The organism is Streptomyces sp. NPDC014864 (assembly GCF_043081525.1).
Lineage (GTDB): Bacteria > Actinomycetota > Actinomycetes > Streptomycetales > Streptomycetaceae > Streptomyces.
Genome location: NZ_JBIBWT010000005.1, coordinates 368342 through 395213, shown reverse-complemented (window position 1 = coordinate 395213; position 26872 = coordinate 368342). Strand labels below are relative to the sequence as shown.

The window sequence follows — 26872 nt, the reverse complement described above, 5'->3', positions numbered from 1 at the left end:
CTCACATCGTTTCAAGCAACGCCGACCACGCCGCCGAGCCGGCCCTGAGCACAGGTCCACCCTGCGCCACACTCTTCGAGTCACGCACATGCACGCCGACAGTCGTAAGGGCGACTTCGACGCACTCCCCGCCTTCCTCACTGCTGTAGCTACTCTTGAACCAGTGCAGGGTGGCACCCGTTCCCGGCCTTGCCTTGTCGGTGCTCACAGCTCTCCCAACAACTTCTCGACGTACGCGAGTGATTCTCGAGGCGTCAGCGCCTGCGCGCGCAGCGTCCCGTACTTGGCTTCCAAGGCCCGGACGGGCTCACGGTCGCTGTGGACCCGGCTGACGTTCTGTACCTCCACGTACGCGATCCTGCGCTCTCCTTTCGTCTCGATCAAGGTGAATGGACCGGCCATCCCAGCGTTCTCGTCACGATTCAGCGGCATGACCTGAACTTCGACGTGCCGCATGTGACTGATGAGCAACACCTGCTCCAACTGTCCACGCAACACGGCACGTCCACCGAGAGGTCGACGCAGCACGGACTCGTCGACGACGAAGCTGATCAGCGGAGAAGGCTTGCGGTGAAAGATCTCCTGACGTGCCAACCTTGCGGCAACCCGCTCGTCAACCACGGCATCGTCTAGCGGAGGCCACAGCACCCCGAACACCGCCCGCGCATACTCCTCCGTCTGCAACAACCCCGGCACAGCCTGGTTGGCGTACACATGCAGCTCAACCGCCTCCGCCTCCAACTTCGCCGCATCCCGGAAGAAGGCGGGATAACGAGCCCTGGCCACCTCCTCCTTTATGACCGTCAGCAGACCCCCGGCCTCCAACACCGCATCCGCCCGGTCAATGAACTCCGGCCTCGGGATGCGCCGCCCCAGCTCCACCGACGTGATCATGTCCTCGCCGTACCCGAGCCTCGCGCCCAACTCCGCCCGCGTCAGCCCCCGGCTCGTCCTCAGCAACCGCACCTGCTGCCCGAAGCACCGCAGAATGCCCGCCTCGCTCTCACCGTGCGCCGCCATGGGACCTCACCTCACCCACCCGCCGGAAGGCGCCCGCCCACACCACGCCTCGCCGCAGGCACCACACCGACTGTCATTTACAGCAGACTGTAAAGACACGGAGCGTCGCCGTAACCCCACTTCGCCCTGTTCCCCCGTACCGCGTACCGGCGTCCGCCCTCCCCTGTACAAAACCCGCCCGTACACCCTGACCCGCGTGACGCACCACGGCCCCAATCACTCGACCACGGGCTACAGTTGCGCCTTACAAGGGGTGGACAGAGCGGCAGTCGTGCCGCTCGCCGAATCGAGGCGCGGAGACGACAGCCGGGGTACCCGCGCCCCACAGCTCAGCCGGCCGCGAAACAGCCTGGGGGGAACGCGCCATGACAGACGCTCCGACGCACGCTGCCGACACCGACACGGACGAAGCGGACGACGCAGCCGACCGGAAGATCGTCGAGCAGGAGCAGGACGAGATCAGGGGCTTCGTCAAGGGTCTGAGCGCGGACGACATCAAGTCGGGCAACTGGTTCACCAAGCTCGCCGCCCACGCCATGAACTCGTACACCCAGAAGGTCGACTGGCAGTACTTCCAGGACCGGTACGCGGGCGTGCCCGCGGATGCCATCGTGGATCAGCGGATCAAAATGGCGGCCCGGTACGCCGCGCTCGAAGGCGGGCTCTCCGCCGGGGCCTACACGGCGACCGTCGCCGCCACCATCGGCAGCCTCGGTGGTGCCTCACCGGCGACCGTCCCCGCCGCCGTGGCGACCATGATGGTCGACGTCGCCTTCCTCACCCAGCTCCAGCTTCGCCTGGCGTACGACATCTCCGTGCTCTACCGGGTCCCGCTCGACGTGCACGACCCCGAGGACCTGTGGAAGCTCATCCGCGTGGCCTTCACGATCAAGAGCGGGGAGGCTGCCCGCGAAGGTGTCGCCAAGGCGGTACCGGCCCTGGTGCGACCGTTGGTCAAGCGCTTCTACTCGGGATCGGCAATCACCGCCGGGAGGGCGCTCCCCGTCGTCGGGAAGCACCTCCTGCAGCGCAACGTCATCAAGATCGGCATCCCACTCGTCGGCGTCCCCCTCGCCGTCCTGCTGAACCGCTACACCACGCTCCTCGCCGGCCGGCACGCGCGGGCCGTGTTCCGGAACGAGGCGCGGGTGATCGAGATCGCCGAGGGGATCAGCGAGCGCAGTCGCCACCCGCAGTTGATGCTGTGGGTCGCGTGGCTCGTGCTCAGGGCGAACGCGAAGGCCAAGATCGCGGACAACGAGGCGCTGCTGATGCGGCATCTGGTGAGGGTGGTCCGGGAGCGGCATCAGGTGGTCGACGAACGGCTCGCCGGCCTCGTGGACATCGACCCCGCCGAGGTGTGGGAGCGTATAGACGCCGAGACCGGGGATCTGAGCGGCCTCCTCGACGTGGCCGAACGGGTGGCCACGGTGGACGGTGACGTCAACTCCCGGGAGAAGGCCGTCATCTCCGAGCTCCGAGATCGCTGCCTCCGGGTCTGACCCGTCGTGCATCCCTCGGCGGCCATACCGTCGGGCGCACGGACCACGGCGGCCGTCCATCCGGTCGGGGAGCGAGCTGAAAAGCTACCGCACGCTGCTGCGGGCCGCGTTCTGCAGTCGCCCGGTGTCCACCGGTTCCCGCGTGCCGTCGTCCGTCAGCCCAATGCCGCCGCCGGTGTTGTCCGCGCGCCAGACGTCACCGTGCCGGTTCTCCCGCTCGACTGGAGCACTGACGCACGGGAGTCTGCACCCTGGGGGTGAACGCCAAGCGCGGATCAGAGGTCGCTGGAGCAGTCATCCGTCCGCACCCAGTCGCCGTCGGAGGTGCTCTGAAAGCGGATATGGGCGCTCGTTCGGCAGATGGCTCAGTGCCTCGTCGATCCTGCCGTCGAGTACAGCGGCTCGGACCGACCGTGCCCGTTCGGTGACATCCGCCATGTCCACGATCCAATCGTCCACATAACGGTCCACGGCTTCACCGGACAGCCCGACCTGAATGGCTCGCCATGGCTGCGGTTCCAGATGGATCGACCGGTCCGGGTCCCACTGCACACGCACCGGGCACTCGGCAACCTCCGCCCGCCACTGGGCCCGGTCCTCGTGCACACCAGGCTCGAAGTGGCTGAGGGCAGCGTGGGCCAGCGCCCACTCGAACCCGGCCCGGTCCATGTCGATCCGCAGAATCCTTTCCTGGTTCGGCTTCCGGGCCCAGCCGGAGCGATACATCATCCACAGGAACGATGGTTTGATCCACGTCATGCGTTCGCGCTTGAACGGCGCTACGAACGTCCGTGCGCGCAAAGCCGGTGCCGCGATCTCCTGGGGGTATGCCTGATACACCGCGATCGTGGAGTCGGTGTATTCCGCCCGCACGATCCGCCCCTGCTCCGCCTCCGTCACCGGCCGCGCACCTCGGAAGCCCACGTACCCGCACGATGCACTTCCGGTCCCTCGACATGTGTGGCACCGGCCACGTGCAGCAGCCACAGGAGATCGAGGGAGCCGAAGAAGGATTCCCCCCAGCTGTCGACCCAGACACGGAGCCGCGACGGCCCCACCCGGACGATGTCCCAGAACTCCCAGCCGCGAGATTCCTCGGCCGGATCGAACCGGTAGATCCAGTTCTGCAAGGACCAAGGGCCTCCACCGCTACGGTCTGCGTACGCCGTGCGGCCGTGTCGGACGAATTCCGGTGGCGGCACCTCGCCGTCCCGGGCGGAGGCAGCCGTGAACCAGTCGGGGAACTCGTCCGTCGGCAGGTCCTCATCGTCGAACTCCGCCGCGCAGGCCAGGTGGAGGGCGGCCGCCAGGACGCGACGTACGCGTAGCGCGTACGCCTCGGGGGTGCCCTCGCACACATCGACGGTGAAAGCGGCCAGAACCGGCGGAGCCGACTCGATCGCGGGACGCTGTCGGACACGGCCCAGTTCGGCAGCGACACTCTCCTCGCTGTGGATCATCGCACGATCCTATCCTTCCTGTTCGACACGTCCGGAGCCCTTGATGATGTTGTCGCGGAGTTCGTCGAGGAGCTTGGCAGGGATTCCGTAAAGATCCTTCCCCTTGGTCGGGTCGGAAATTTCCGGGTACTCCTGGAGCAGGCCCTTCCATTCCGTGCGGGTGAAGGCGTGACCGTCACGATGATCATCCTTGTTCTGGGGCAGAGCGGATTTGCGGACCTTCACCAGGTAGTCTTCGGAGATCTTGAAGGAGACGATCTGGCCGCCGTCACCCCGGTATTCCAAGGTGTGCCTGATATCGCCGCTCATGTTCAGATAGAGCTTGCCTTTACCGGTGATCGTCACCTCGCCGTTCTCACCGATGTGAATCCGCTGACTCAGTGGGTGGTCGGTCTGTTTGCGGTAGACCGAGACCAGGTCCTCGCCGCACTCTTCGAGACCGAGCGGATCGGTCCTGGTGTACGGGTTGTGGACATAGGTGTTGGGGTTGGGGGCGGGGGTGAGACCGAGGGGGTCAGGGGTGAGGTAGCGGGCGGTTTCCGGGTCGTAGTGGCGGAAGTAGTTGTAGTGGAGGCCGGTTTCGGGATCGTTGTACTGCCCGGGAAAGCGGAGGGGAGTGTAGGTGGTGGCATCGCTGATCCAGGTGGTGGCGCCCCAGAGGGTGCTGCGGGCGCGCCAGGCGATGTCCCCTTGTTCGTCGACGAGTTCGCGGGGAGAGCCCACGAGGTCCGTGACGATCGCGAAGAAACGGGAGTCGATCTCCTGTTGAGGTGCGTCGGCCGCCGTGATGCGTTCGGTCTGGGCGATGGGTTTGAGGCCCAGGTGATCCCAGGTGAGGGTGACGGGGTTCGGGAGGTCGGCGGATCGCGTGGTCTGTTCGCAGAGTGTCGCGCCGTCCCACGTGAAGTCGACGCGCTCCACGACGCTCTCGCCGTCCGCTGCGAGGCGGAGTTTGGCGGTGCGGCGGCCCAGGGGGTCGTAGGTGTAGCGCCACTGGGTGCCGTCGGGGGTGGTGACCTGGGCGAGGCGGTCTTCCGCGTCCCATTGGTAGCGCCAGGTGTCGGGTTTGCGGGACAGGCGGGTCTTCTGGCGCAGGGTGATGCGGCCGAGAGCGTCGTGTTCGTAGCGGACGTTGCCCGCACGGGTGATCCGGGTGCCGGTGTAGGCGCGGGCGCCCGTGGCCTCCTGGCCGGGGTGCTGGGCGGGCCAGGTGGCGTGTGTCTGGTTGCCGGCGTTGTCGTAGGCGTAGGTCTCGGTCCAGTCGTGGGCGTGGACTGCGGTGACGCGGCCGGTCGGGTTGACGTCGAAGTGGCGGGTGCCGTCGAGCTGATCGTCGATGCCGGTCAGATAGCCGTCGGCGCGGTAGGTGTAGGCCCGGTGTTGTAGCGTGCGGCCGTCCGCTCGGGTCACCGACTGGGTGGTCAAGCGGCCCAGCGCGTCGAAGCCGTTCTCAAGGGTGACCGTCCCACCGATGAGACGCTTCAGTTCCCGGCCTGCTTCGTCGTAGGTGAAGTCGATGTCGCGGCCGGAGACCTGTATCCCGGTGGGGCGGCCCGTGGCGTCGTAGGACCATGTGGTGGTGGCGCCGACGGGGGTGGTGCGGCCGGTCCGACGGCCCAGGATGTCGTAGGTGTAGGTCTGAGTGCGCCCGTCGACCGTCTCCGAGCTCAGGCGTCCGTCGCGGTCGTTGAGCAGCGTGAGGGTCGTGCCGTCCGGACCGGTGGCCAGAGCAAGCTGACCGGTCAGGTCGTAGGCGTAGGTGGTCTCCTGGCCCGCGACGTCCTTGAGGGTTGTCCGGCCCAGTTCGTCACGTTCGAAGCGGATCGCTTCACCGAGTACGTTGGTGCGGCTGGTGAGCTGGCCCGCGGCATCGTAGGTGTAGGTCAGCGTGCGGCCGTCGAAATCTGTCTCCGTGAGCAGCCGTCCGGCGGCGTCGTATTCGTACTCCCAGGTCAGACCCTGAGGGTTGGTGACCTTGATCAGGCGCAACTCGGTGTCGTAGGCGAAGGCGTACCGAACGCCGTCCGGGCCGGTACGCGCTGACAGCCGGTCGAAGTGCGTGTACTCGAAGCGGGAGACGGCACCCGTGGCGTCGGTGTGGCTGGTGCGGTTTCCCTCGGCGTCGTATGTCCACGACTCGGTGGTGCCGTCCGCGAAAGTGCTGCGAACCGGCTTCCCGTCGATGGTCCACTCCAGGCGAGTCACGTTGCCGAGCGGGGCGGTGAGTGTGACGGGGCGGCCGAACGCGTCCAGGGTGTATCGGGTCACGTTGCCGAGCGGGTCGGTGACGTGCTCGGGAACTCCCGCGGCGTTGGACTGGATGCGGGTGGTGTGGCCGAGTGCGTCGGTGACGCTGGTGAGGCGGCCGGCTCGGTCGTAGGCGGACTTCCTCACGGCTCCCGATGGAGCAGTGGCAGAGGTCAGATTTCCACGCTCGTCGTAGGCACAGTCCCACTGCCTGCCGTCCGTGGTGATGACGGTGACCGGCAGCCCGAGTGCGCCGTAGACGACTTGAGCCGTCCGGCCGTCCGGCCGGTTGGCGGAGACGATCCGTCCGTTCTCGTCGCGTTCGTAGCGGATGGTGCGGCCGAGCGGGTCCGTCACCGATACGAGCTGGAGGTCTTCATCCCACTCCTGGCAGGTGGAGTTGCCGAGCGGGTCCGTTTCGCGGATCAGACGCAGCGCCTCGTTGTGCTCATAGGTACGGACGTGGCCGAGGGAGTCGATGACGCGGGTCGTGCGTGATTCCTCGTCGTACGCGAGGGTGGAGGCAAGGGCGCCTCCGGTGCCGCCGGTGGCCGTGACGCGGCCTTGGTCGTCGTACTGGTACCAGTAGGTCGTGTCGTTGCGGTCGGTCCAGGAGGTGATGCGGCCTACGGGGTCGTAGGTGTAACGCAGCGGCAGGCCGGAGGAGTTGGTCTCCTCGACGAGGTGGCCGTGATCCTCGTAGCCGAAGGCGACCAGGGTGGTGCCGGGCCGGTCCGGGTGGGCGGGGTCGATCAGGCGCAGGCCGGTGATACGGGACCGGGCGGGGTTGTGGTCGAGAACGATGCGGTAGCCGCCGGAGTGAACGACGGCTCCGGGGATGTCGCCCGTCTTGTACTCGATGGTGATGCGGTTGCCGTTGCGGTCCTGGATGTACTGCAACGGAAGGTCGACGGCCGTGTCGCCGGCCGCAGGCACAGGGCTGTGGAAGACGTGGTCCAGGCCCGTGTCGGGGTCGTGGACGCGGATACCGCCGTCGATCTCGGTGTCCCAGGACAACAGCAGGCGCGAGCCGGGGGTGTCCGGTCGGACGGGTTCGCCGGTGTCGGGGGCAGGGACCGGGAAGCATAGACGCGCGCCGTCCGCGGTCGCGTAGACGAAACCATCCTCGTCCGCCTGGACGCGCTCGTCGAGGATGGAGGCCCAACTGGGACCGAACCAGCCGCCATGGGGGTAGGACGATATGTGCGTGCGTGTGAGGATCAGCGGCAGCACGCCCGGCAGGCTGACGTCGGTGCGGGTGAGGGCCATGTCGCCGGTGGCCACGTCGATCGGGTCCCGCACGAACTTCTTGACCATGTTGCGGACCGAGGCGGGCAGCTTGTCGAAGCCCGGGTTCAGCTTCAGGCGTTCGAAGGCGGCGCAGTCCAGCCCCATGCTCTTGCTCAGCCTGGCCAGAGCGGCAGGACCCAGCGCCTTCAAGGCCTTGCCCAGCACCTTGCGCCAGGATCACACCGATCTCGGACAGCAACTCGTGCGCCTTGTCCGCGAAGTCGTCCAGCGCCTTGGCACCCTCGCGCAGTGAGTGGGCCATCTCGGTCGCGCTCTTGCGGGCGGCCTTGGAGCGCTTGTCGAAGGCCTTGGCCGCCTTGCCCTCCCACTCCACTCCGGAGAGCGCCTTGCGCGCGGCCTCGGCGGCGTCGTCCAGGCCGGTGGCCAGGTGCCGCCACTTCTTGGCGATCTCCCGCACCCCGTCCGGGTCCACCGCCGGATCCGAGATCCCCAGGAACTCCAGACCGCTGGCGACAGTGTCGCCGAACATGTGGTTGAACTTGTTGAGGTAGTGCAGCGGATTGAGATCCACCATGATCCGGCGCCTCAGCCCTTCTTCGCCTGGGCCGCGGCCGCGATCAGCACGTCCAGCGGATCGACGCCTTCGGACACCTCGGCTATCGGCTCCGCCTCCGCCTCCCACTCCTGGCCCGGCTTGGCCGGCTTGGCGAGCATGGTCATGCCCTCGCGTATCTCGCCCGTGGCGCTGAGGAGTGCCCCGAGAGCGCCCAGGTCATGGGACTGCGCGTGGAACTGCTGCAACGGCTTCGCCGTGTGCTGCCCCACCCGACGCAGCCCGGACGCCGTCTTGTGCATCGACACGGCTTCCTTCTTCAGGTCCGACATGCCGCCCGCCCCCGAACTTCACTCTGTGCACTCGCCAACCCCAAGACACTATGGAGAACGGTTATACGGGAGGTATGGGCGGCCCCAAGGGACGACAAAGATCAGCAAGGGCCTGGCCGGGCTGGACGAACACCAGGTCAGGCGCTGGACGCCCTGGCACCGCTGGGCAGCACCCTCGCGATGCGCGCCGACCGGACAGCGCCTTCTCATCCCACGTGGTGGGTTGATCCTCCTACTCGATTCAACTCGTGCTTCCGTTTTCGGGGTGCTCGCTCGAGGGCGCCTCTGCCACGTACGGAGGCCCCGTCACGTACAGCAACATCCCGTACAGGCGTCGCCCCTGGTGACACGCCGGTCACCTTCACGACCCCTGACGGCATGCACATCTCCTCGTCCCGGCACTGCCCGCCCACCCCGTCCACGGCGACGCCCGAATTCGCCATCTCCTTCACCGCCACACCCCGAGGCGCCCACCTCGCCCGGTTGTTCGTCGCGCAGTGCCTCGATTCCTGGGGCCACCCCTACGACAGCGGCGTCAACGAGACGCTGACCCTGATCGCCGCCGAGCTGTGCGCCAACGCCGTACGGCACGGACGCGTCCCCGGCCGGGACTTCCACGTCCGGCTGGCCGCCGAGGCGGACGGCTGTCGGCTGAAGGTCGTAACCAGCCAGACGGCACCACCACGGACACCGGGGAGAACGAACAGCCGTGACCGGCAAGAACGCGACGCTGCGCCTGCTCGACAAGGCGGACCGGGGGATCCTGAAGCTTCCCCGCCCGGTCAAGGGAGCGATCTACGACTTCCAGCACAAGTTCAAGACCAACCCCGACTCCGCGGGCCTGCGGCTCAAGCAGTTGCAGGGCCACGACAAGCTGTACTCGGCACGCGTCAACGACGAGTACCGGGCGCTGCTCCTGCGCCTGGCGGACGACGACTGGCTGATCGTCTCGGTCAAGCACCGCAAGGACGTGTACGCACACCTCGATCGCCTCACGTACTCGGTCAACCGGGTCACCGGCTCCAGCAGGAGGTGCTCAGTCCCGCGGCCCCGCGGACCGCCGCACCCACCGAGCCCGCGGTACCCGGCGAACCCGCGCCTCCCACCGAGTCGGCCGCGCCCGAACCGCTCTTCGCGAAGTGGTCGGAACAGCAGCTCACCAACCTGGGTGTGGCCCCGTCCCTGATCCCAGTCCTCGCCGCACTGACCACGGAGGACCAGCTCCTCGGGCTCGTCAAGTACGCGCCGCAGCTGACCGGCGAGGTGCTGCTGGCGCTGTACGACGGCAAGGAGTACGACGACGTCCTGGAGCAGGTCACCGCTCCCGTCGCGGCCCCGGAGCCGGTGGACGTCGAGGACTTCCAGGCTGCCGTGGAACGTCCCGCCACCATCGTCACCACGACCGACGACGCGTTGGGGGAGGCTCTGGAGGGCGAGGACTTCGGGCGCTGGAAGGTGTTCCTGCACCCCACCCCGGCCAAGCTGGTCACGCGGGACTACAGCGGTCCGGCGCGTGTGGGCGGAGGGCCCGGCACCGGCAAGACGATCGTGGCGCTGCACCGGGTCATGCACCTGGTGGAGCAGCTCCCGGCGGGCCGGAACAAGCCGGTGCTGCTGACCACGTACAACAAGAACCTCGCGGCGGACCTGCGGTCGCGGCTGCTCGCCCTGGGCGGCGAGGCGCTGCTCTCGCGCGTGGAGATCAGCCACGTCGACCAGCTCGCGCTGCGGACCCTGCGGGAGGCGGAGCCGGGCAACCGCAAGCGGATCGTCGACGAGGCGCAGGCGGTCCGGGAATGGCGCTCGCTCCTGGACGAGCTCGGCGAGGACGGCTGGGACGCGGAGTTCCTGAACGACGAGTGGACGCAGGTGATCCTCGGCCAGGCCGTCACCTCCCGCACGGACTACTTCCGTGCCCGTCGTGCCGGACGCGGACGCACCGTCAACCGTGCGGAACGGGCGGAGATCTGGCAGCTCACCGAGCGGTTCACCCAGTGCCTGGACCGGCTCGGAGTCCAGACGTGGGATCAGGTCGCCGAACGCGCGACGCAACTGGAGGTGGAACGCGCCCGGCACATCCAGGCCGGCGACCGCCGCCGGGAGGAACCCGGCACGCGGGTCACAGCCGAGCTGGACCGGAACCGGTTGCGTCTGTTCCTCACCCCGCTGGAGCATCCCGTCTTCATCGCCAGGAAGAAGTTCCTCTTCGAGTACGACCCACGCATCATCGCTCGTGAACTTCCGACAAGCCCGACGCGGGATCAGGTCAACAACGCCTCCTCACTCGACACCCTGGTGCAGGAGACCATCCGCAAGCTTGTTACCTGGACGAGAAGGGCCGCGCTCTCCTACCGATGGAGAACCTGACGCGCAACGTCCGAGGGACCGACGCTTCCGCCCCGTCCCCAGGTGACGCCGTACGTGCCTCGGTGAACCGCCTCATCAGCCGCAAACGCCTCACGTGGCAGACCGGAAGCTGCGGGGCCGACGGCATCCTCAACTTCCCCGTGGCACCTGATGAAGATCGACCACTTGGGTAAGGAGGCCAGCGAAGAGGCCAGTGCCGCTTACGCCGAGGCGCACCGGAAGGCCGGCCTCGCAGGAAACCACAAACTGCCGAAGGGACACACTTACGTCAGGCCACACAAGCGGGGCGGCCAATAGCATGAGCCACGGGAACGGGTCGCCCGCCACCGGATGCTCTGCAGAAGTTTGCCCGTGGCGGTGACGACCCAGAACGACCAGCCGTTGCGATTGCGCTGACATGCGGGTTGAGGGCATGCACCACGGCAGTTGCCGCCCCGCTGGGAGCCTCGTACTCGCCACGGCCAGGGCCGGAGGGGATCGTCACGGTTGCGGGACGACGGGTCGCAGTAGGCGTTGACACGTCGGCCTTCGTAGATCGCGTGAATCTCGACGCCCTGCTCCGTGCGGAGATGCTGGACCTCCGCTCCGACGAGCTTGGGCGCGGCGGGGGCCTCCGCGATCACCTCCTCGTCGGCGGGCAGTTCGTCGGCGTCCTGGTGAGCGGTCTGGCCGGTGTACGCGGGGAGTCCGAGCAGTTCGTTGAGGACGTTGGCCAGCAGGCGACCCCCGGGGACAGAGGTCCCGGCCCCTGGGCCCGTTCGGCGGTCCCGCTCAGGGACCGTTCGACCCTATCCGCACCCCGCACCACCCCGGCGATCATGGGGCGGCGGCCGGAAGGGGCCGGGTCCGTTTTCTCAACCTGTGCGCTTCCAGGCTCGTCGACGCATCGACAAATCGATGAACCGAGCAGATGGGGAGGGCACCGTCCGGTGGACGAGGTGCAGATACAGCAGGGTCCGGCAGGGCGGCCGGAAGGCCCGGAAGACCCGGAGGACAGGGTCGGCGCCGAGGTCGAGGTCGCGTCCGGTGAGGCGCGCGGTCAGGTGGAGCGCAGGGCCGTGCGGCCCACCTGGGTGGAGTGGCTGACCACCACCGATCACAAGCGGATCGGGACGCTCTATCTCGTCTCTGCCTTCGTGTTCTTCGTCGTCGGCGGTGTGATGGCGCTGCTGATGCGGGCCGAGCTCGCCCGGCCCGGACTGCAGATCATGTCGAACGAGCAGTTCAACCAGGCGTTCACGATGCACGGCTCGATCATGCTGCTGATGTTCGCGATGCCGCTGTTCACCGGCTTCGCGAACTGGATCATGCCCTTGCAGATCGGCGCCCCCGACGTCGCCTTCCCGCGGCTGAACATGCTGGCGTACTGGCTGTTCCTGTTCGGCTCCTCGATCGCCGCGTTCGGATTCCTGACCCCGGGCGGGGCCGCCGACTTCGGCTGGTTCCTGTACGCGCCGCTGTCGGACGCGATCCACTCGCCGGGGCTCGGCGCCGACCTGTGGATCATGGGTGTGGCCCTGTCCGGTTTCGGCAGCATCCTCGGCGCGGTCAACTTCATCACCACGATCGTCTGTATGGGCGCGCCCGGCATGACCATGTTCCGCATGCCGATCTTCACCTGGAACGTGCTGCTGACCGCGGTCCTGGTCCTGATCGTGTTCCCCGTGCTGGCGGCGGCGCTGTTCGCCCTGGAGTGCGACCGCAAGTTCGGCGCCCACGTCTTCGACGCCGCCAACGGCGGGGCGCTGCTGTGGCAGCACCTGTTCTGGTTCTTCGGCCATCCCGAGGTGTACATCCTGGCGCTGCCGTTCTTCGGGATCGTCTCCGAGGTCATCCCTGTCTTCTCCCGCAAGCCGATGTTCGGCTACATGGGACTGATCGGCGCGACCATCGCCATCGCGGGTCTGTCGGTGACGGTGTGGGCCCACCACATGTACGTCACCGGTGGCGTCCTGCTGCCGTTCTTCTCCTTCATGACGTTCCTGATCGCGGTGCCGACCGGGGTGAAGTTCTTCAACTGGATCGGCACCATGTGGAAGGGCAGCCTGTCCTTCGAGACCCCGATGCTGTGGACGACGGGCTTCCTCATCACCTTCCTCTTCGGCGGCCTGACCGGCGTGATCCTCGCGTCCCCGCCGATGGACTTCCACCTCTCCGACTCCTACTTCGTGGTGGCGCACTTCCACTACACGGTGTTCGGCACGGTCGTGTACGCGATGTTCGCCGGGTTCCACTTCTGGTGGCCGAAGATGACCGGCAAGATGCTCGACGAGCGTCTCGGCAAGATCACCTTCTGGACGCTCACCGTCGGCTTCCACCTGACCTTCCTCGTCCAGCACTGGCTGGGCGTCGAGGGCATGCCCCGCCGGTACGCCGACTATCTCGCCGCCGACGGCTTCACCGCCCTCAACACCCTGTCCACGATCGGCGCGTTCCTGCTGGGCCTGTCGATCCTGCCGTTCTTCTACAACGTCTGGAAGACGGCCAAGTACGGCAAGAGGATCGAGGTCGACGACCCCTGGGGCTACGGCCGTTCGCTGGAGTGGGCCACCTCCTGCCCGCCGCCCCGGCACAACTTCCTCTCCCTGCCCCGGATCCGCAGCGAGTCCCCGGCCTTCGACCTGCATCACCCGGAGATCGCCGGAGCGACCGGAGTCACGCAGGCCCCCGGACTGGAAGCGGCGGCGAGGTAGACCGTGTCGCACGCCGTCGCCGCGCTGGGAGCCGCGGCACTGAACGCCGCCGGGTGCGTCTGGTACCTGCCCGCCCTCGCCGACCTGCGGGCCGGCGCCGACCGTCCCGACTCCCGGCGCAGCGCCGCGGCGGCCTGTGTGACGGGCTGGGCCGGCGTCGGCGCCCTCGCCGTGCTGCTGCTCGTCGCCGAGGGGTGGTGGGTGCCGGGCGTCGCCGCCCTCGTCGGGGCCGCCGTCACCACCGCCCTCCACCTGCGGGCCGCCGTGCAGCGCAGGCGTGAGGCGCGGGAGACCGCGCGCCACTGGGCGCGGCTCGGACACGTCCCCGCCCCGGCCGGCGCGGGCCGTTCCCGGTACGTCGTCGCCGCCGTCGTGGGCGGTGGGGTCGCCGCCGCGGCGGCCGTCGCGGGGCTGCGCGTCGTGGCCGGGCCTGACGGGGGCGTGGGTGGGGTGGCGGACCTCGCTCCGGCCACCCTCCTGGGGGTGCTTCTCCCCTTGTCCCTCGCCCTGTTCCTCACCCTCTTCCTCGCCCTCGCGGCCCTGTACGGCGCACGGGCACCGCGCCGTACCACGCCACCGGCGAACGGCCGCCGACATCCCACGCGTTAGGGGCCGGGAGCATCAGGGGCCCGGGCAGATCCCGGCCGATCCACGTCCGGCGTACGGTCGTTCGGTCATACGCGGCCGATCCCGGAACGGCCGCCGACGTCGCGCGCGTTAGGGGCCGGTGCACCAGGAGCCCGGGGCAGATCCCGGCCGATCCCCGCCCGGCGTACGGTCGTTCGGTCATACGCGACCGAACGACCAGGTCCTCGCCCTCGCCCTGTCCGAGACCGGACGGACAGGGCCGGCCCCTCAGGCCGCGTCCCGCGCCCGCCTCCCGTGCGCCCGCGCGATCGCCGCGTACCGGTGGCCGCTGCCCTTGATGGTGCGGGCCTGCGTGCGGTAGTCGACGTGGACGAGCCCGAACCGCTTGTCGTAGCCGTACGCCCACTCGAAGTTGTCCAGCAGCGACCAGGCGAAGTACCCGGCCAACGGTGCGCCCTTGCGGGCCGCGGAGGCGCAGGCGGCCAGGTGCCGTACCAGGTAGTCCTGGCGCTCGACGTCGTCGATCGTGCCGTCGGGGCGTACGACGTCCGGGAAGGCGGAGCCGTTCTCGGTGACGTGGATCCTGCGGGCGCCGTAGTCGTGGGTCAGGCGCAGCAGCAGGGCCTCGATGCCGCTCGCGTCGATCTCCCAGTCCATGCCGGTGCGCGGCACGCCTGGGCGGCGCACGCCGCGGGCCCGGGGGGCGGGTCCGGAGGGGTCGTCGGCGACGGTGGCCGGGAAGTAGTAGTTCAGGCCCAGCCAGTCCAGCGGGGCCGCGATCGTCTTCAAGTCTCCCGGCCGCGCCGGGAGTTCGACGCCGTAGACCTCCCGCATGTCGGCAGGGAAGCCGCGGCCGTGCACCGGGTCCAGCCACCAGCGGTTGATGTGACCGTCGTGGCGGCGGGCGGCCGCCACGTCCTCGGGTCGGTCGGTGGCGGGGAAGACGGTGGAGAGGTTGTTGACGATGCCGATCTCGGCGCCGGGCGCGGCGGCGCGGACGGCCTGGGTGGCGAGGCCGTGGCCGAGGAGCAGGTGGTAGGAGGCGCGGACGGCGGCGGTCAGATCGGTGAGGCCCGGGGCCATCGTGCCCTCCAGGTGGCCGATCCAGGCCGAGCAGGAGGGTTCGTTGAGGGTGGCCCAGTGGGAGACGCGGTCGCCGAGGCGTTCGGCGACGGCCGAGGCGTACGCGGCGAAGTGTTCGGCGGTCGCCCGCTCGGGCCAGCCGCCCCGGTCCTGGAGCGCCTGTGGGAGGTCCCAGTGGTAGAGGGTGACGGACGGGGTGATGCCCGCCTCCAGCAGACCGTCGACCAACGCGTCGTAGAAGTCGAGGCCCTTAGGGTTGACCGAGCCGTCGCCGCCCGGCATGACGCGAGGCCAGGCGATCGACAACCGGTAGGCGTTCGTGCCCAGTTGCCGCATCAGGTCGATGTCCTCGCGCCAGCGGTGGTAGTGGTCGCAGGCGACGTCGCCGTGGTCGTCGTTGTCGATCTTTCCGGGGGTGTGGGAGAAGGTGTCCCAGATCGACGGTGTGCGGCCGTCCTCGGCGACGGCGCCCTCGATCTGGTACGCCGATGTGGCCGTCCCCCAGAGGAAGTCGTGGGGAAGCGCGGCGAGGTCGATGGCGTCGGACACAAAAGTCCTCTCAGAATGGCGGGGGTTGTTCACTTCACCGCTCCGGCGGTGAGCCCGGCGACGAGATAGCGCTGCAGCAGCAGGAAGCCGGCGACCACGGGCACGCTGACGACGAGCGAGGCGGCCATGATCTGGTTCCAGTACACGTCGTTCTGCGTGGAGTAGCCCTGCAGGCCGACGGCGAGGGTGCGGGTGGTGTCGTTGGTCATGACGGAGGCGAAGAGCACCTCGCCCCAGGCGGTCATGAAGGCGTAGACGGCGACGGCGACGATGCCGGGGATCGCGGCGGGCACCACCACCCGGAACAGGGCGCCCAGCGGGCCGCAGCCGTCCACCAGTGCCGCCTCGTCCAGGTCGCGCGGCACCGAGTCGAAGTACCCGATCAGCATCCAGATCGAGAACGGCAGCGAGAAGGTGAGGTACGTCAGGATGAGCCCGCCGCGCGAGCCGAACAGCGCGATGCCGGTGGCGTTGCCGATGTTGACGTAGAGCAGGAACAGCGGCAGCAGGAAGAGGATGCCGGGGAACATCTGCGTGGACAGGACGGTGACCGTGAACACGCGCTTGCCGTGGAAGGCGTAGCGGCTGACGGCGTACGCGGAGAAGACCGCGATGACCACCGAGCAGACGGTCGCCGCGCCCGCGACGATCAGCGAGTTGGCGAAGTACCGCGCCAGCGGGACCGTGGACCAGATGTCGATGTACGGGCGGATCGTCAACCCGCTCGGCAGCCAGCGGAACTTGCCCGTGACGTCCGGCAGCGGCTTCAGCGAGCTGGAGACCATGACGTACACCGGCACCAGGACGAAACCGGTGAGCAGGGTGAGGAGGACGCGCCGGGTCCAGAGGAAGGAGCGCGGGGGTGCCATCGGTGAGTGGGGCGGCGCCGTGCGCGAGCGCGAGGCGGCCTGCGCGGTGCCCGGCAGGCGGGGTGCGCGCGAGGTGCTAGCCATCGGCCGCCCTCCTTCCCCGGGAGGTCAGCAGCAGGTAGCCGCCCGTCACGACGAGCAGGAAGAGCAGCAGCAGGACGGACATGGCGGAGCCGGTGCCGAAGTTCCAGGTGACGAAGGACGCCTGGTAGATGTGGACCGAGATGAGGTCCGCGGCCTGCGGGGCGGCCCTGCCGAACAGCACGTACGGCGTGTTGAAGTCGTTGACGGTCCACAGGAACAGCACGAGGACCAGCACCTGGTTGACGGGCCGCAGCGAGGGCAGGGTGATGTGGCGGAGCTGCCGCCACGGCCCGGCGCCGTCCAGCGCGGCGGCCTCGTAGAGCTCCGTGGGGATGTTCTGCAGGCCGGCCATGACGACGAGGAAGGCGAACGGCCAGCCCTTCCACACCGACACGGTGAGCAGGGCGACGAAGCTGTTGTCGCCGATGAGCCAGAAGGACGGACTACCGGTGAGGTGCAGCTGGTCGTGCAGGACGTGGTTCACCAGTCCGTTGTCGTGCTGGAACATGAACACCCAGGTGATCACGGCCGCGTAGACGGGCAGCGCGTACGGCACCAGGAACAGCGCGCGCAGCAGGCCCCGGCCGCGGAAGGTGTCCTGCATGCAGATCGCGGCGGCCGTGCCGATCAGCCAGCACAGGCCGACCGAGAGCAGGGTGGAGCCGACGGTGACGAGGAAGGAGTGCAGCAGGGCCTGGCCGACGGGGGCGTCGAAGTCCACCGAGACGCGGTAGTTGCCGAGGCCGGACCAGGGGGCGGAGCCCCAGTCGCGGATGTAGAACTGGGTGAGTTCCTTGAAGCTCATCACGATGCCGATCACCATCGGCAGCAGATGGACCAGGAGTTCGAGGAGCAGGGCGGGCAGGAGCAGCAGGTACGGCAGTGCGGCGCGGTGGATCCGCCCGGTGCGGCGTGGGCCGCGCGCCGCACCGGGGGAGCTCTCACGCGCGGCCGACGCGCCTGCCCCGGTGGGGGCGGTCGTCATGACGGTGTCCGTGCTCACTGCGCCGGCATCTGCTGCTGGGCCTTCTCGAGCTTGGCCTTCACCGACTCGGTGGTCACCGCGCGCCCGGCGGCGGCGTCGGCGAACAGCTCCTTGACGGCCGTACCGACCGTCGTCTCGAACTGGGACTCGTCGGGGACCTGCGGCAGCGCGGCGGCGCTGGTGGCCAGGGTGTTCTTCAGGACGGCGTTGGCCGGGGCGGTGAACGCGGGGTCGGACTGGGCGTTCTTCACCGGCGGGATGGAGCTGTAGGCCTTGTTGAGGATCTTCTGCTCGGCGTCGCTGGTCATGAACTTCACGAACTTCGTGGCGCCGTCGAGGTTGTGGGTGTTCTTGAAGACGGCCATGTTGATGCCGGCGACCATGGAGTTGACCTGGGTGCCGGGCCCGGGAGTGCCGGAGCGCACGGGCACCGGGGCGATGCCGTAGGCGTCCTCGCTCATGCCCTGCGACTTCAGGTTGGCGGAGGCCGACTGCCACAGCAGCATCGCGGTCCTGCCCTTGGCGAAGTCGCTCACCGACTGGTTCTGCGCGTACTCGGCGTTGCCCGGCGGGACGACCTTGTCCTTCGCCATCAGGTCGACGTAACTCTTGACCGCGGCGACGGCGTCGGGGTTGGTGAAGTCCGCCTTGCCGTCGGGAGCGAAGAAGTCGGCGCCGTGCTGCTTGGCGAAGACGAAGACGTGGTGGATGTTCTCCGAGACGTTCGATCCCTCCGCGCCGAGGACCTGCTTGCCCTTCGCCCGGATCTTCCTGCCGTCGGTGACCAGCTCGTCCCAGGTGGCCGGGGGCTTGGCTATGCCGGCGTCGGCGAAGATCCGCTTGTTGTAGTAGAGCGCGTACGCCATCGAGTACAGCGGCACCGCGGCCGGATCCTTGCCCTGGGCGCCGGTCGAGCCGAGCGCGGAGTCGACGAAGCGGTCCTTCCCGCCGATCTGGTCGAAGTTCTTCGCGTCCCACGGCAGCAGCGCGCCCGTGGACTGCAGCGAAGCGCTCCAGGTGTTGCCGATGTTGAGGACGTCGGGGCCCTGGCCGGAGGTGGTCGCGGTGAGGATCCGGTTCAGCAGGTCCGGCCAGGGGACGACCTCCAGCTTCACCTTGATGCCCGTCTGTTTCTCGAACTTGTCGAGCTCCGGCCGCAGGACCTTCTTGTCGATCTCGATGCCGGCGCCCTGGTTGGACGCCCAGTAGGTGAGCGTCTTCGGCGAGTCGCCGGACCCGCCGCCCGTGGCCGAACCGCCCCCGCAGGCCGAGGCGGCGAGGGCGAGAGACAGGGTGACGGCGCCTACGGCCGCGGCTCGGATGCTGCGCATGGCTCCTGGTGTCCCCTTCCGGGAGTCGAGAACGAGTCGAGAACGCCGAGGGAGATCCCGGGCACCGCCCCGTTCGGCTTCCGAAGTACTCATGGCTTAATTTAGGACGTGAGTTAACCCTCGCGGAGGTGGCCCGTCAAGAGATGCGGCAAGGGCGGTTCGGGAGGTGGCGCCGGCCGCCGCGGCACGGTCGCCGGCATACGGCCGCGGGTGGCCGGGTGACCTGCGACGGACACCGCCGGCGCACGGCCGCACGCCCCTTCGGCGACGGTTGGGTCTCGACATCCCCGAAGGCCCGCCCCCACCCCGCGAACCCCCCTGGGCGCCAGCGGCTGCCGACTGACGGCCCATCATCGCGAGTTGAACGAATTTGTGGTCGCACCTCTTGACGCTTCGTTCACGCGGATGAAGCATTCAGCACCGAGAGAGCGCTCTCACACCCCCACTTCGTTCACTTCCTGAACCAGGAGAGCCGCCCCATGCCCCCTGTCTCCCCGGACACCCCCGCCCGGCAGCCGCGCTCCGTCGGCCGCAGAACCGTCCTCGGCGCCGCCGCGGCGGCCGCTCCCGTCCTGGCCGGACTGGCCGCGACACCGGCCGCGGCCGCGACCTCGACCTCGCCCGCGGGCGGGGCGGCCGGGCGGCCGCCCGCCTCGCGCGGGAAGCGGTGCGCCCTGCCCGGCGGCGGCGACCTCGGCCCCAACGTCCTGGTCTTCGACCCGTCCACGCCGGACATCCAGGCGAAGCTGGACGAGGTCTTCCGGCAGCAGGAGTCGGCCCAGTTCGGCACCGGCCGCTACGCGCTGCTGTTCAAGCCCGGCACATATCACGGCCTCAACGCGCAGCTCGGTTTCTACACCTCCGTCGCCGGCCTGGGCCTGTCCCCCGACGACACGACCATCAACGGGGACGTGACGGTCGACGCGGGCTGGTTCAACGGCAACGCGACGCAGAACTTCTGGCGTTCGGCCGAGAACCTCGCCCTCGTCCCCGCGAACGGCACCAACCGCTGGGCGGTCGCGCAGGCGGCCCCCTTCCGCCGTATGCACGTGCGCGGCGGCCTCAACCTCGCCCCCTCCGGCTACGGTTGGGCCAGCGGCGGCTACATCGCCGACAGCCTGATCGACGGCCAGATCGGCCCGTACTCCCAGCAGCAGTGGTACACCCGCGACAGTGTGATCGGCAGCTGGCTCAACGGCGTGTGGAACATGGTGTTCTCCGGCGTCGTGGGCGCCCCGGTGCAGAGCTTCCCCAGCCCGCCGTACACCACCCTCGACACGACCCCGGTCTCCCGCGAGAAGCCCTTCCTCTACGTCAACGGTGACCAATTCCGGGTCTTCCTCCCGGCGAAGCGGACGAACGCCCGCGGCGTCACCTGGGGCAACGGCACCCCGCGGGGGACCTCGCTGCCGCTCACGCAGTTCTACGTCGCCAGGCCGGGGGTGACCGCCGCGACGCTCAACCAGGCCCTGGCGCAGGGACTTCACCTGCTGCTGACCCCGGGCGTCTACCACCTGGACCGGACGATCCAGGTGAACCGGCCCAACACCGTGGTCCTCGGCCTGGGTTACGCGACCCTCGTCCCGGACAACGGCGTCACGGCGATGAAGGTCGCCGACGTGGACGGTGTACGGCTCGCCGGGTTCCTGATCGACGCGGGGTCCGTGAACTCCCCCACCCTGCTGGAGGTCGGACCGCGGGGCGCCTCGAAGGACCACTCCGCCAACCCGACGACGGTGCAGGACGTGTTCGTGCGGATCGGCGGGGCGGGCGCAGGCCTGGCCACCACCAGCATGGTGATCAACAGCCGTCACACGATCGTCGACCACACCTGGATCTGGCGCGCCGACCACGGCACCGGCGTCGGCTGGGAGACCAACCGGGCCGACTACGGCCTGGTCGTCAACGGCGACGACGTCCTGGCCACGGGCCTGTTCGTGGAGCACTTCAACAAGTACGACGTCCAGTGGTACGGCCAGCGCGGCCGCACCCTCTTCTTCCAGAACGAGAAGGCGTACGACGCCCCGAACCAGGCGGCGATCCAGAACGGGCCGGTGAAGGGGTACGCGGCCTACAAGGTCGGCGACCACGTCACCACCCACGAGGCCTGGGGCCTGGGCAGCTACTGCTACTACAACGTCGACCCCACCATCGTGCAGCACCACGGCTTCTCGGCGCCAAACCGTCCCGGCGTGCGCTTCCACGACCTGCTGGTGATCTCCCTCGGCGGCAACGGCCAGTACGAGCACGTCATCAACGAGACGGGGGCGGCCACCTCGGGAAGTTCGACCGTGCCGTCGACGGTGGTGTCGTATCCGTGACGGGGTGGCCTGCTTCACCGCCCCCGTGAGGACGGTGCGGCCATGATCCCTCGCCGTGCCGCGCCCTGAGGGATGGCCCGCCAGCAGAAGGGCCCGGAGGTCCTCCGGGAAGCCGGGTGACTTCGTGGATGTGGCGAGCCACCCCATCAGCAGGGCCGGGGGCATCACCCGGTAGGACACTGTGCACCAACGCCGTACGACACGGGCGGGTGCCCGGCGTACGGCCGATCGACGTGCCCCCGGGTTCGCGGTCGAAGCCCATCCACACCGGCGGTGACGGCCCGCTCGGTCTGTCGACTGCGCGGACGGACCGAGCGGGCCGTTGTGGAACCAGGTGTTGCCCAGGCGGATACGCTCGCGCTGGTCGGTGGCCTGTCGCACCCTCGGCTCCCGGCCTGCTCTAAGGTGGCGCGGACAGCGCACAGGGGGAGGTTTCGGCGTGCAGCAGATCGGCGCCTACACGATCGAGCGGGTGCTTGGTGAGGGCGGGATGGGCACCGTCTATCTGGGGCGGTCGCGCGGGGGACGGAGTGTGGCCGTGAAGGTCGCCAAGCCGGAGCTGGCGCGGGATCCCGGGTTTCGTGAGCGGTTCCGGGCCGAGATCACCGCGGCCCGTGCGGTGGGTGGGTTCCACACCGCGCCGGTCGTGGACGCGGATCCGGACGCCGAGGCTCCCTGGCTGGCCACCGCCTACGTTCCCGGGCCCACCCTCGCCGATCTGCTCACCTCCCGGGGGCCGATGGACGCGGCCGCCCTGCGGCAACTGGGTCTCGCCCTCGCCGAGGCGCTCCAGGCCATCCACGCCTGTGGCCTGGTGCACCGCGATCTGAAGCCCGGCAACATCATCATGGCGGACGACGGCCCCCGGGTCGTCGACTTCGGTATCGCCCGGGCCGTCGAGGCCTCCCGGCTCACCGTCACCGGCGCCGCGCTCGGGACCCCCGGGTTCCTCGCGCCGGAGCAGGCGGAGGGACTGCCCGTCACCGCCGCCGCGGACGTCTTCGCGCTGGGCGCCGTGCTCGTCGCGGCGGCCGGTGGCAGCGCCTTCGGCGAGGGTACGCCGATGATGCTGATGTACCGGTCGGTGCACCAGGACGCCGACATGTCGGCCGTGCCGGCGGGGCTGCGGGCGACAGTGGCCCTGTGCATGGCCAAGGATCCCGGTCAACGGCCCAGCGCCGGGGAGCTGTTGGACCTGCTCACCCCTCCGCAGGGGAGCACCCCGCCCGCGCACACTCTGCCCTCGTACACGCCGACCGCGTACGCACCGGCCGCCCCGTCGGCCCAGCCGGCGCACGGCGTGGCCACTCCCCCGCCGGCCGGCGCCGCGCCCTCTCCCGCCCCCGCGACCCCCGCGACTCCACCTCGGCCCGGCCACGCGACACCCCCGCCGCAGCCCGGCCATGCGACGCCTCCACCTCGGCCCGGCCAGGCGACACCCCCACCGCAGGCCGCCGCGGCGTCCCTCCCCACCGTCTCCGCGCCTTCGCCCTATCCGCCGTACCCGGCCTCGCCGCCCCCGCCCGCGCCGCAGGGGTTCGGGCCGCCGGGGTTCGGACCACCGGCGGCCGGGGGCGCGGCGGGCCAGGGGGCGCCCGGCGGGCAGGAGTTCCTGGCGATGGACCACAAGAACGCCGTCGTCGCCGACGCGCACGGCATCTCGCTCGGAATCAACGGTCACCCCGTCGACTTCCCCTGGTCCGCCGTCCGCGCCGTCACCCACAGCGAGTCGGGGCGTGGTCTCTCCCTCACCGTCACCCTCCACTTTCACGACGGAGCCACGCGTTCCTGCCGTATCACCACACGCAACGAGGACGAACTGGACGACTGGATCGAGGAGTTGACCCTTGTCGTCGAGCGCTTCCTCGGCCGGGGACGGCAGTGAGCCGCGGTGAGGGCACGGCGGGGCCGCAGTGAGGCCGTGCCGGCAGAGCGGTCTCAGCCGTCGTAGCAGCGCTCCGCGCCGTCCGCGGGCAGCGGCTGCTCGGTCCAGATGACCTTGCCCTCGGCCGTGTAGCGCGTGCCCCAGCGTTCGGCGAGCTGGGCCACGAGGAAGAGGCCGCGTCCGCCCTCGTCCGTCGTGCGGGCCCGCCGCAGACGCGGGGATGTGCTGCTGCCGTCCGTCACCTCGCAGATCAACCGGTGATCGCGGATCAGTTGCAGCCGGATCGGGGCACCGCCGTACCGGACGGCGTTGGTGACCAGCTCGCTGACGATCAGCTCGGTGGTGGGCACCTGCTCGAACAGGCCCCACTTCTTGAGCTGTTCGGTCACCGCCCCGCGGATCCGGGGGACCTCGGCCGGGTCGGCCGACACGTCCCAGTGCACCGTGCGTTCCGTGTCCAGGGCACGGGTGCGGGCGACGAGCAGGGCGATGTCGTCGCCGGGATGGTCGGGCAGCAGGGCGTCCAGGACGGCCCGGCAGGTCTCCTCCGGAGAATCGGCGAGCCGCCGTGTGGCACCCAGGGTGCGGCGCAGCAGACTGAGCCCGATGTCGAGGTCCTGGCCGCGTTGCTCGATGAGCCCGTCGGTGTAGAGGACGATCCGGCTGCCCTCGGGCACCTCGATCTCGCAGTGCTCGAAGGGCAGTCCGCCCAGCCCCAGCGGCGGGCCCGTGGGCACGTCCACGAAGTCGACGGTGCCGTCGGGCAGCACGAGGGCGGGAGGGGGGTGGCCGGCCCGGGCGAACGCGCAGCGCCGGGACACCGGGTCGTACACCGCGTACAGGCAGGTGGCGCCGATGATCCCGTCGTTCCCGCCGCTGTCGGCGTCCAGGCGGCCGACCAGGTCGTCGAGGTGGGTGAGGAGTTCCTCGGGCGGCAGGTCGAGGGCGGAGAAGTTGTGTACGGCGGTGCGCAGCCGGCCCATGGTGGTGGCGGCGTGCACCCCGTGGCCGACGACGTCACCCACGACGAGAGCCACCCGGGAGCCGGACAGCGGGATGATGTCGAACCAGTCGCCGCCCACGCCGGCCTGCGCGGGCAGGTAGCGGTGGGCGACCTCGACGGCGTCCTGGACGGGCATGCCCTGCGGGAGGAGGCTGCGCTGCACCGCCAGGGCCATGGTGTGCTCGCGGGTGAAGCGGCGGGCGTTGTCGATGCAGACCGCGGCCCGGCCGACCAGCTCGCCCGCGAGCCACAGGTCGTCGTCCTCGAACGGGCCGGAGTGCTCGGCACGGAAGAAGCTGACCACGCCGAGGGTGACACCGCGGGCCCGCATGGGCACGGTGATCAGGGAATGCATTCCGGACGCGAGGAGCTTCCGGCTGCACTCGTGGTCGTTGGCCGCCCAGTCCACGGCCCGGTTCAGATCGGGTTCGAGCACGGGGTTCCCGGTCTGCAGGCAGCGTTCCTGTGGTGATGCGGGGAGCCAGCCGACCTCCTTGCCGACGGCGCAGAGCGGCGAGCCCGCGCGTGCCGCCCCGAGCGCCACGCGCCGCAGACCCTCGCCGATGGCGACGGGTTCCTCGCCGTTCAGGACCGAGTCGGGCAGGTCGACGGTGACGAAGTCGGCGAATCCCGGCACCGCCGTCTCCACCAGTTCCTCCGCCGTGCGGGTCACGTCGAGGGTCCGGCCGATGCCCACGCTGGCGTCGTACAGCAGTTCCAGTCGTTTACGGGCGAGCAGGGCGAGTCGGCCGACCCCCGGCTCACCCAGGAGCAGCAGTCCCACATGGGTGTGGGGGACCTCGTCCCCGGCAGCCGTCGGGGCGGCGGTGGCCTCGGCGGGCGGCGGGGCGACGGTCTCACTTCGGTCCGCAGGGGGAACGGCACTCCCCGCCGGCGGCACGGTTCGGTCGTAATCCGCCGGGGGAACGCTCCGGCCCTGATCCGCCACCGGCCTCTGGCCGGGCCCCCGGTCAGGCCCCCGGCCGGGCGGTGGCGCCGATGGCCGGGGCCTGCCCCGGACCTGGTCCCCCATCCTGGTCCGGTCCTCCTCGAGCAGTGCCCTCGGACCCGCGGCCGCCACCGCCGCGGTGGGACGCCGGGGCGCCGCGACCGCCGGTGACGGCGTCGACGACCCGGCCACCGGCGTGCGGGCGTGGCACGGCTCGGGTCCCGCGGGCGCCGGGATACGCCACTGAGGGCCGGCGGCGATGGCGGCTTCCACGACGATTCCGGCCTCGCCGGAGGCCGCGCACACCTCGCGGCACAGCAGTACCGCGGTCCGGCCGTCGGACAGGGTCACCTCGGTGGCCACCTGGTGCGGGGAGGCGATCAGTTCCTGGGCTCTCTCCCGGAGGACGGCCCGGTCTGCGGGGCCGATCAGGTCCTCGCCCGGGGCCGGGCCGCCGGTGGGCCCGCCGAGTGGTCCGGTGGGCCCACCGGCGGCCCGGCGGGTGCCGAGGAACGCGGCGAGCAGTTCGCGCTCCCGCCGCGAGGACTGTTCGAGCAGCCGTTGCTCGATCTCTCCGGCGGCCTGTTGCACGAGGGGCAGCATCGTCGGATCCGAATGCCGCCGGAGGCAGGTGAGATCCAGTACCCCTTCGACGCGGCCGCTGAGCGGATCACGGACGGGGGCGCCGGCGCAGGCCAGCAGGCGCATGCAGTCGGCGAAGTGCTCGCGGCCCAGGACGTAGACAGGGCGCCGTTCGGCCAGTGCGGTGCCGACGGCATTGGTGCCCGCGCTGGACTCGGGGAAGCCGAAGCCCCGGACGACGTGTGCCGCGTCCAGGTGCCTGTTCAGCTCCGGGCCGCCGCCCCGGCGCGACAGTACGCGCGCCCGTGCGTCGGTGAGGATGACGCTCACCGGTGGCCAGTCGAGCGCGGCCTCCAGCCGGTCGAGGACCGGGGCCGCGGCACTCAGCAGCCGCCCGTCCTGGTCCAGGTCCTGCTCGCATGTGAGGACGAGCTGGTCGGGGATGAGCCCCAGCGACCTGCACCGCTGCCAGGAGGTCAGGATCGGGGTTCTGACGATTCCCCCCGTGTCCTCGATCCGCTCTCCCGCGAGGAACCGTTCGTAGACAGCGGCGAGACCGCCACTGTCGTCCCAGCCGACCGCCAACTGGATCACTCCCTCCCCGCACGGGCGTACGAGATGGCAACCAGTATGCAGGATTATCCCGACATTTATTACTCAGCTTTAACAATTACGACATTCAACATGTTTACCTTGTTTCACCACTTTCACCTGCCCCATTCTGGCCGCCGCCGGCCCGGCCGTCTTTCGGGCACGCGACACGCCGAACGCGAAGCGCCGCACGCGGAGCGCCCCTCATGCGCCCCTGCGGGTTCGCCTCTCGATGGCCGAGGGCCGGCAGGTGGCCACCTCCGCTTTGGACCAATCGCGGGCCGCGCCGATAGGATCCGCGGTGTGGTCGAACTCGCCGAACTCATCAGGGACTTGAGGCATGAGCTGAACGAGGCGCTGACGGGCGGCCCGGCCGGCCCGGTGCGGTTCGAGCTCGGGCCGGTGGAGATCGAGGCCACCGTCGCCGTGGGGCGGAAGGGCGGGGCCGGCGGCAAGGTGCGGTTCTGGGTCGTGGAGGCCGGCGGGGACGGCCAGTTCGAGGGGTCGCGGACCCATCGGATCAGCCTCACCCTGCAGCCGAGGCTGGTCGCCCCGGACGGAGCGCGGCGCGGTGTCCTGATCTCGGGAGACGAGACCGACGGGGAGCGATGACGTGCCGGGGCCGCC

General features: G+C 69.7%; 17 protein-coding genes and 2 pseudogenes. 8 read left to right on the top strand and 11 right to left on the bottom strand.

Annotated features, from left to right (window positions below; all coding sequences use genetic code 11):
* Position 1 precedes the first annotated feature (1 nt).
* Positions 2 to 208: a DUF397 domain-containing protein gene (locus ACF1A5_RS12235; RefSeq protein ID WP_391764284.1), complete on the bottom strand. Its 207-nt coding sequence runs from the start codon at positions 206 to 208 to the stop codon at positions 2 to 4.
* Complete coding sequence (locus ACF1A5_RS12230; RefSeq protein WP_392192751.1) at positions 205 to 1020, bottom strand: Scr1 family TA system antitoxin-like transcriptional regulator; 816 nt, start codon at positions 1018 to 1020, stop codon at positions 205 to 207. The genes ACF1A5_RS12235 and ACF1A5_RS12230 overlap by 4 nt, the downstream gene beginning before the upstream one ends.
* A gap of 365 nt (positions 1021 to 1385) precedes the next feature.
* On the opposite strand from ACF1A5_RS12230, the gene ACF1A5_RS12225 reads away from it, so the two are divergent.
* On the top strand, positions 1386 to 2522 hold the full coding sequence (locus ACF1A5_RS12225) for a hypothetical protein (protein ID WP_392192750.1): 1137 nt from the start codon (positions 1386 to 1388) through the stop codon (positions 2520 to 2522).
* 294 nt (positions 2523 to 2816) lie between these two features.
* On the opposite strand, the gene ACF1A5_RS12220 is transcribed toward ACF1A5_RS12225, so the two are convergent.
* The 4 genes from ACF1A5_RS12220 to ACF1A5_RS12205 all read right to left on the bottom strand — a co-directional run bounded on the left by ACF1A5_RS12220 (position 2817) and on the right by ACF1A5_RS12205 (position 8365).
* The gene (locus tag ACF1A5_RS12220; RefSeq protein WP_392192749.1) at positions 2817 to 3422 is read right to left on the bottom strand and encodes a DUF4291 domain-containing protein; all 606 of its coding nucleotides are present in this window, start codon (positions 3420 to 3422) and stop codon (positions 2817 to 2819) included.
* Positions 3419 to 3982, bottom strand: coding sequence for a hypothetical protein (locus ACF1A5_RS12215; RefSeq protein ID WP_392192748.1), 564 nt, complete (start codon positions 3980 to 3982; stop codon positions 3419 to 3421). The genes ACF1A5_RS12220 and ACF1A5_RS12215 overlap by 4 nt, the downstream gene beginning before the upstream one ends.
* Positions 3983 to 3991: 9 nt before the next feature.
* On the bottom strand, positions 3992 to 7684 hold the full coding sequence (locus tag ACF1A5_RS12210) for a DUF6531 domain-containing protein (protein ID WP_392192747.1): 3693 nt from the start codon (positions 7682 to 7684) through the stop codon (positions 3992 to 3994).
* 381 nt (positions 7685 to 8065) lie between these two features.
* The gene (locus ACF1A5_RS12205; protein ID WP_392192746.1) at positions 8066 to 8365 is read right to left on the bottom strand and encodes a hypothetical protein; all 300 of its coding nucleotides are present in this window, start codon (positions 8363 to 8365) and stop codon (positions 8066 to 8068) included.
* Between ACF1A5_RS12205 and ACF1A5_RS12200 the strand changes: the two are divergent.
* From ACF1A5_RS12200 to ACF1A5_RS12185, 4 genes and pseudogenes are all read left to right on the top strand, one after another.
* A pseudogene (locus ACF1A5_RS12200) lies at positions 8255 to 9055 on the top strand (ATP-binding protein); the annotation flags it as partial. The gene ACF1A5_RS12205 and the pseudogene ACF1A5_RS12200 sit on opposite strands and share 111 nt — an antisense overlap.
* A gap of 19 nt (positions 9056 to 9074) precedes the next feature.
* Positions 9075 to 10477, top strand: a pseudogene (locus ACF1A5_RS12195) (UvrD-helicase domain-containing protein); the annotation flags it as partial.
* Between the two features lie 1184 nt (positions 10478 to 11661).
* Positions 11662 to 13425, top strand: coding sequence for a cytochrome c oxidase subunit I (ctaD, locus tag ACF1A5_RS12190; RefSeq protein WP_392192745.1), 1764 nt, complete (start codon positions 11662 to 11664; stop codon positions 13423 to 13425).
* 3 nt (positions 13426 to 13428) lie between these two features.
* Entirely contained in the window at positions 13429 to 14034 is a 606-nt protein-coding gene (locus ACF1A5_RS12185) for a hypothetical protein (protein WP_392192744.1), read from the top strand.
* Between the two features lie 246 nt (positions 14035 to 14280).
* Here ACF1A5_RS12185 and ACF1A5_RS12180 read toward each other — a convergent pair whose 3' ends face one another.
* The 4 genes from ACF1A5_RS12180 to ACF1A5_RS12165 form a co-directional block, all read right to left on the bottom strand.
* Positions 14281 to 15645 (bottom strand): GH1 family beta-glucosidase, encoded by a 1365-nt coding sequence (locus ACF1A5_RS12180; RefSeq protein ID WP_392192743.1) that lies wholly within the window; start codon positions 15643 to 15645, stop codon positions 14281 to 14283.
* A gap of 29 nt (positions 15646 to 15674) precedes the next feature.
* Positions 15675 to 16514, bottom strand: a complete 840-nt coding sequence (locus tag ACF1A5_RS12175; RefSeq protein WP_392192789.1) for a carbohydrate ABC transporter permease — start codon at positions 16512 to 16514, stop codon at positions 15675 to 15677.
* 76 nt (positions 16515 to 16590) lie between these two features.
* Positions 16591 to 17583, bottom strand: coding sequence for a carbohydrate ABC transporter permease (locus ACF1A5_RS12170; RefSeq protein WP_392192742.1), 993 nt, complete (start codon positions 17581 to 17583; stop codon positions 16591 to 16593).
* Between the two features lie 14 nt (positions 17584 to 17597).
* Positions 17598 to 18914, bottom strand: a complete 1317-nt coding sequence (locus ACF1A5_RS12165) for an ABC transporter substrate-binding protein (protein ID WP_392192741.1) — start codon at positions 18912 to 18914, stop codon at positions 17598 to 17600.
* A 479-nt stretch (positions 18915 to 19393) separates the two neighbouring features.
* Between ACF1A5_RS12165 and ACF1A5_RS12160 the strand changes: the two genes are divergently transcribed.
* The gene (locus ACF1A5_RS12160) at positions 19394 to 21235 is read left to right on the top strand and encodes a coagulation factor 5/8 type domain-containing protein (protein ID WP_392192740.1); all 1842 of its coding nucleotides are present in this window, start codon (positions 19394 to 19396) and stop codon (positions 21233 to 21235) included.
* 439 nt (positions 21236 to 21674) lie between these two features.
* A complete protein-coding gene (locus tag ACF1A5_RS12155) occupies positions 21675 to 23120 on the top strand; it encodes a serine/threonine-protein kinase (RefSeq protein ID WP_392192739.1) in 1446 nt (481 codons plus the stop codon).
* A gap of 53 nt (positions 23121 to 23173) precedes the next feature.
* Here the strand turns inward: ACF1A5_RS12155 and ACF1A5_RS12150 are convergent, their stop codons facing one another.
* On the bottom strand, positions 23174 to 26248 hold the full coding sequence (locus ACF1A5_RS12150) for a SpoIIE family protein phosphatase (RefSeq protein ID WP_392192738.1): 3075 nt from the start codon (positions 26246 to 26248) through the stop codon (positions 23174 to 23176).
* A gap of 300 nt (positions 26249 to 26548) precedes the next feature.
* On the opposite strand from ACF1A5_RS12150, the gene ACF1A5_RS12145 reads away from it, so the two are divergent.
* Positions 26549 to 26857 carry a trypco2 family protein gene (locus tag ACF1A5_RS12145; RefSeq protein WP_392192737.1) on the top strand — a complete coding sequence of 103 codons (309 nt, stop codon included), beginning with the start codon at positions 26549 to 26551 and terminating at the stop codon, positions 26855 to 26857.
* Positions 26858 to 26872 lie beyond the last annotated feature (15 nt).

What these genes read in the sequence shown, in the direction of transcription:
- ACF1A5_RS12230 (WP_392192751.1), bottom strand. Translation starts at nt 1,020, where the DNA reads ATGGCGGCGCACGGTGAGAGCGAGGCGGGCATTCTGCGGTGCTTCGGG.
- ACF1A5_RS12225 (WP_392192750.1), top strand. Translation starts at nt 1,386, where the DNA reads ATGACAGACGCTCCGACGCACGCTGCCGACACCGACACGGACGAAGCG.
- ACF1A5_RS12215 (WP_392192748.1), bottom strand. Translation starts at nt 3,982, where the DNA reads ATGATCCACAGCGAGGAGAGTGTCGCTGCCGAACTGGGCCGTGTCCGA.
- ACF1A5_RS12205 (WP_392192746.1), bottom strand. Translation starts at nt 8,365, where the DNA reads ATGTCGGACCTGAAGAAGGAAGCCGTGTCGATGCACAAGACGGCGTCC.
- ACF1A5_RS12175 (WP_392192789.1), bottom strand. Translation starts at nt 16,514, where the DNA reads ATGGCACCCCCGCGCTCCTTCCTCTGGACCCGGCGCGTCCTCCTCACC.
- ACF1A5_RS12170 (WP_392192742.1), bottom strand. Translation starts at nt 17,583, where the DNA reads ATGACGACCGCCCCCACCGGGGCAGGCGCGTCGGCCGCGCGTGAGAGC.
- ACF1A5_RS12165 (WP_392192741.1), bottom strand. Translation starts at nt 18,914, where the DNA reads ATGCGCAGCATCCGAGCCGCGGCCGTAGGCGCCGTCACCCTGTCTCTC.
- ACF1A5_RS12160 (WP_392192740.1), top strand. Translation starts at nt 19,394, where the DNA reads ATGCCCCCTGTCTCCCCGGACACCCCCGCCCGGCAGCCGCGCTCCGTC.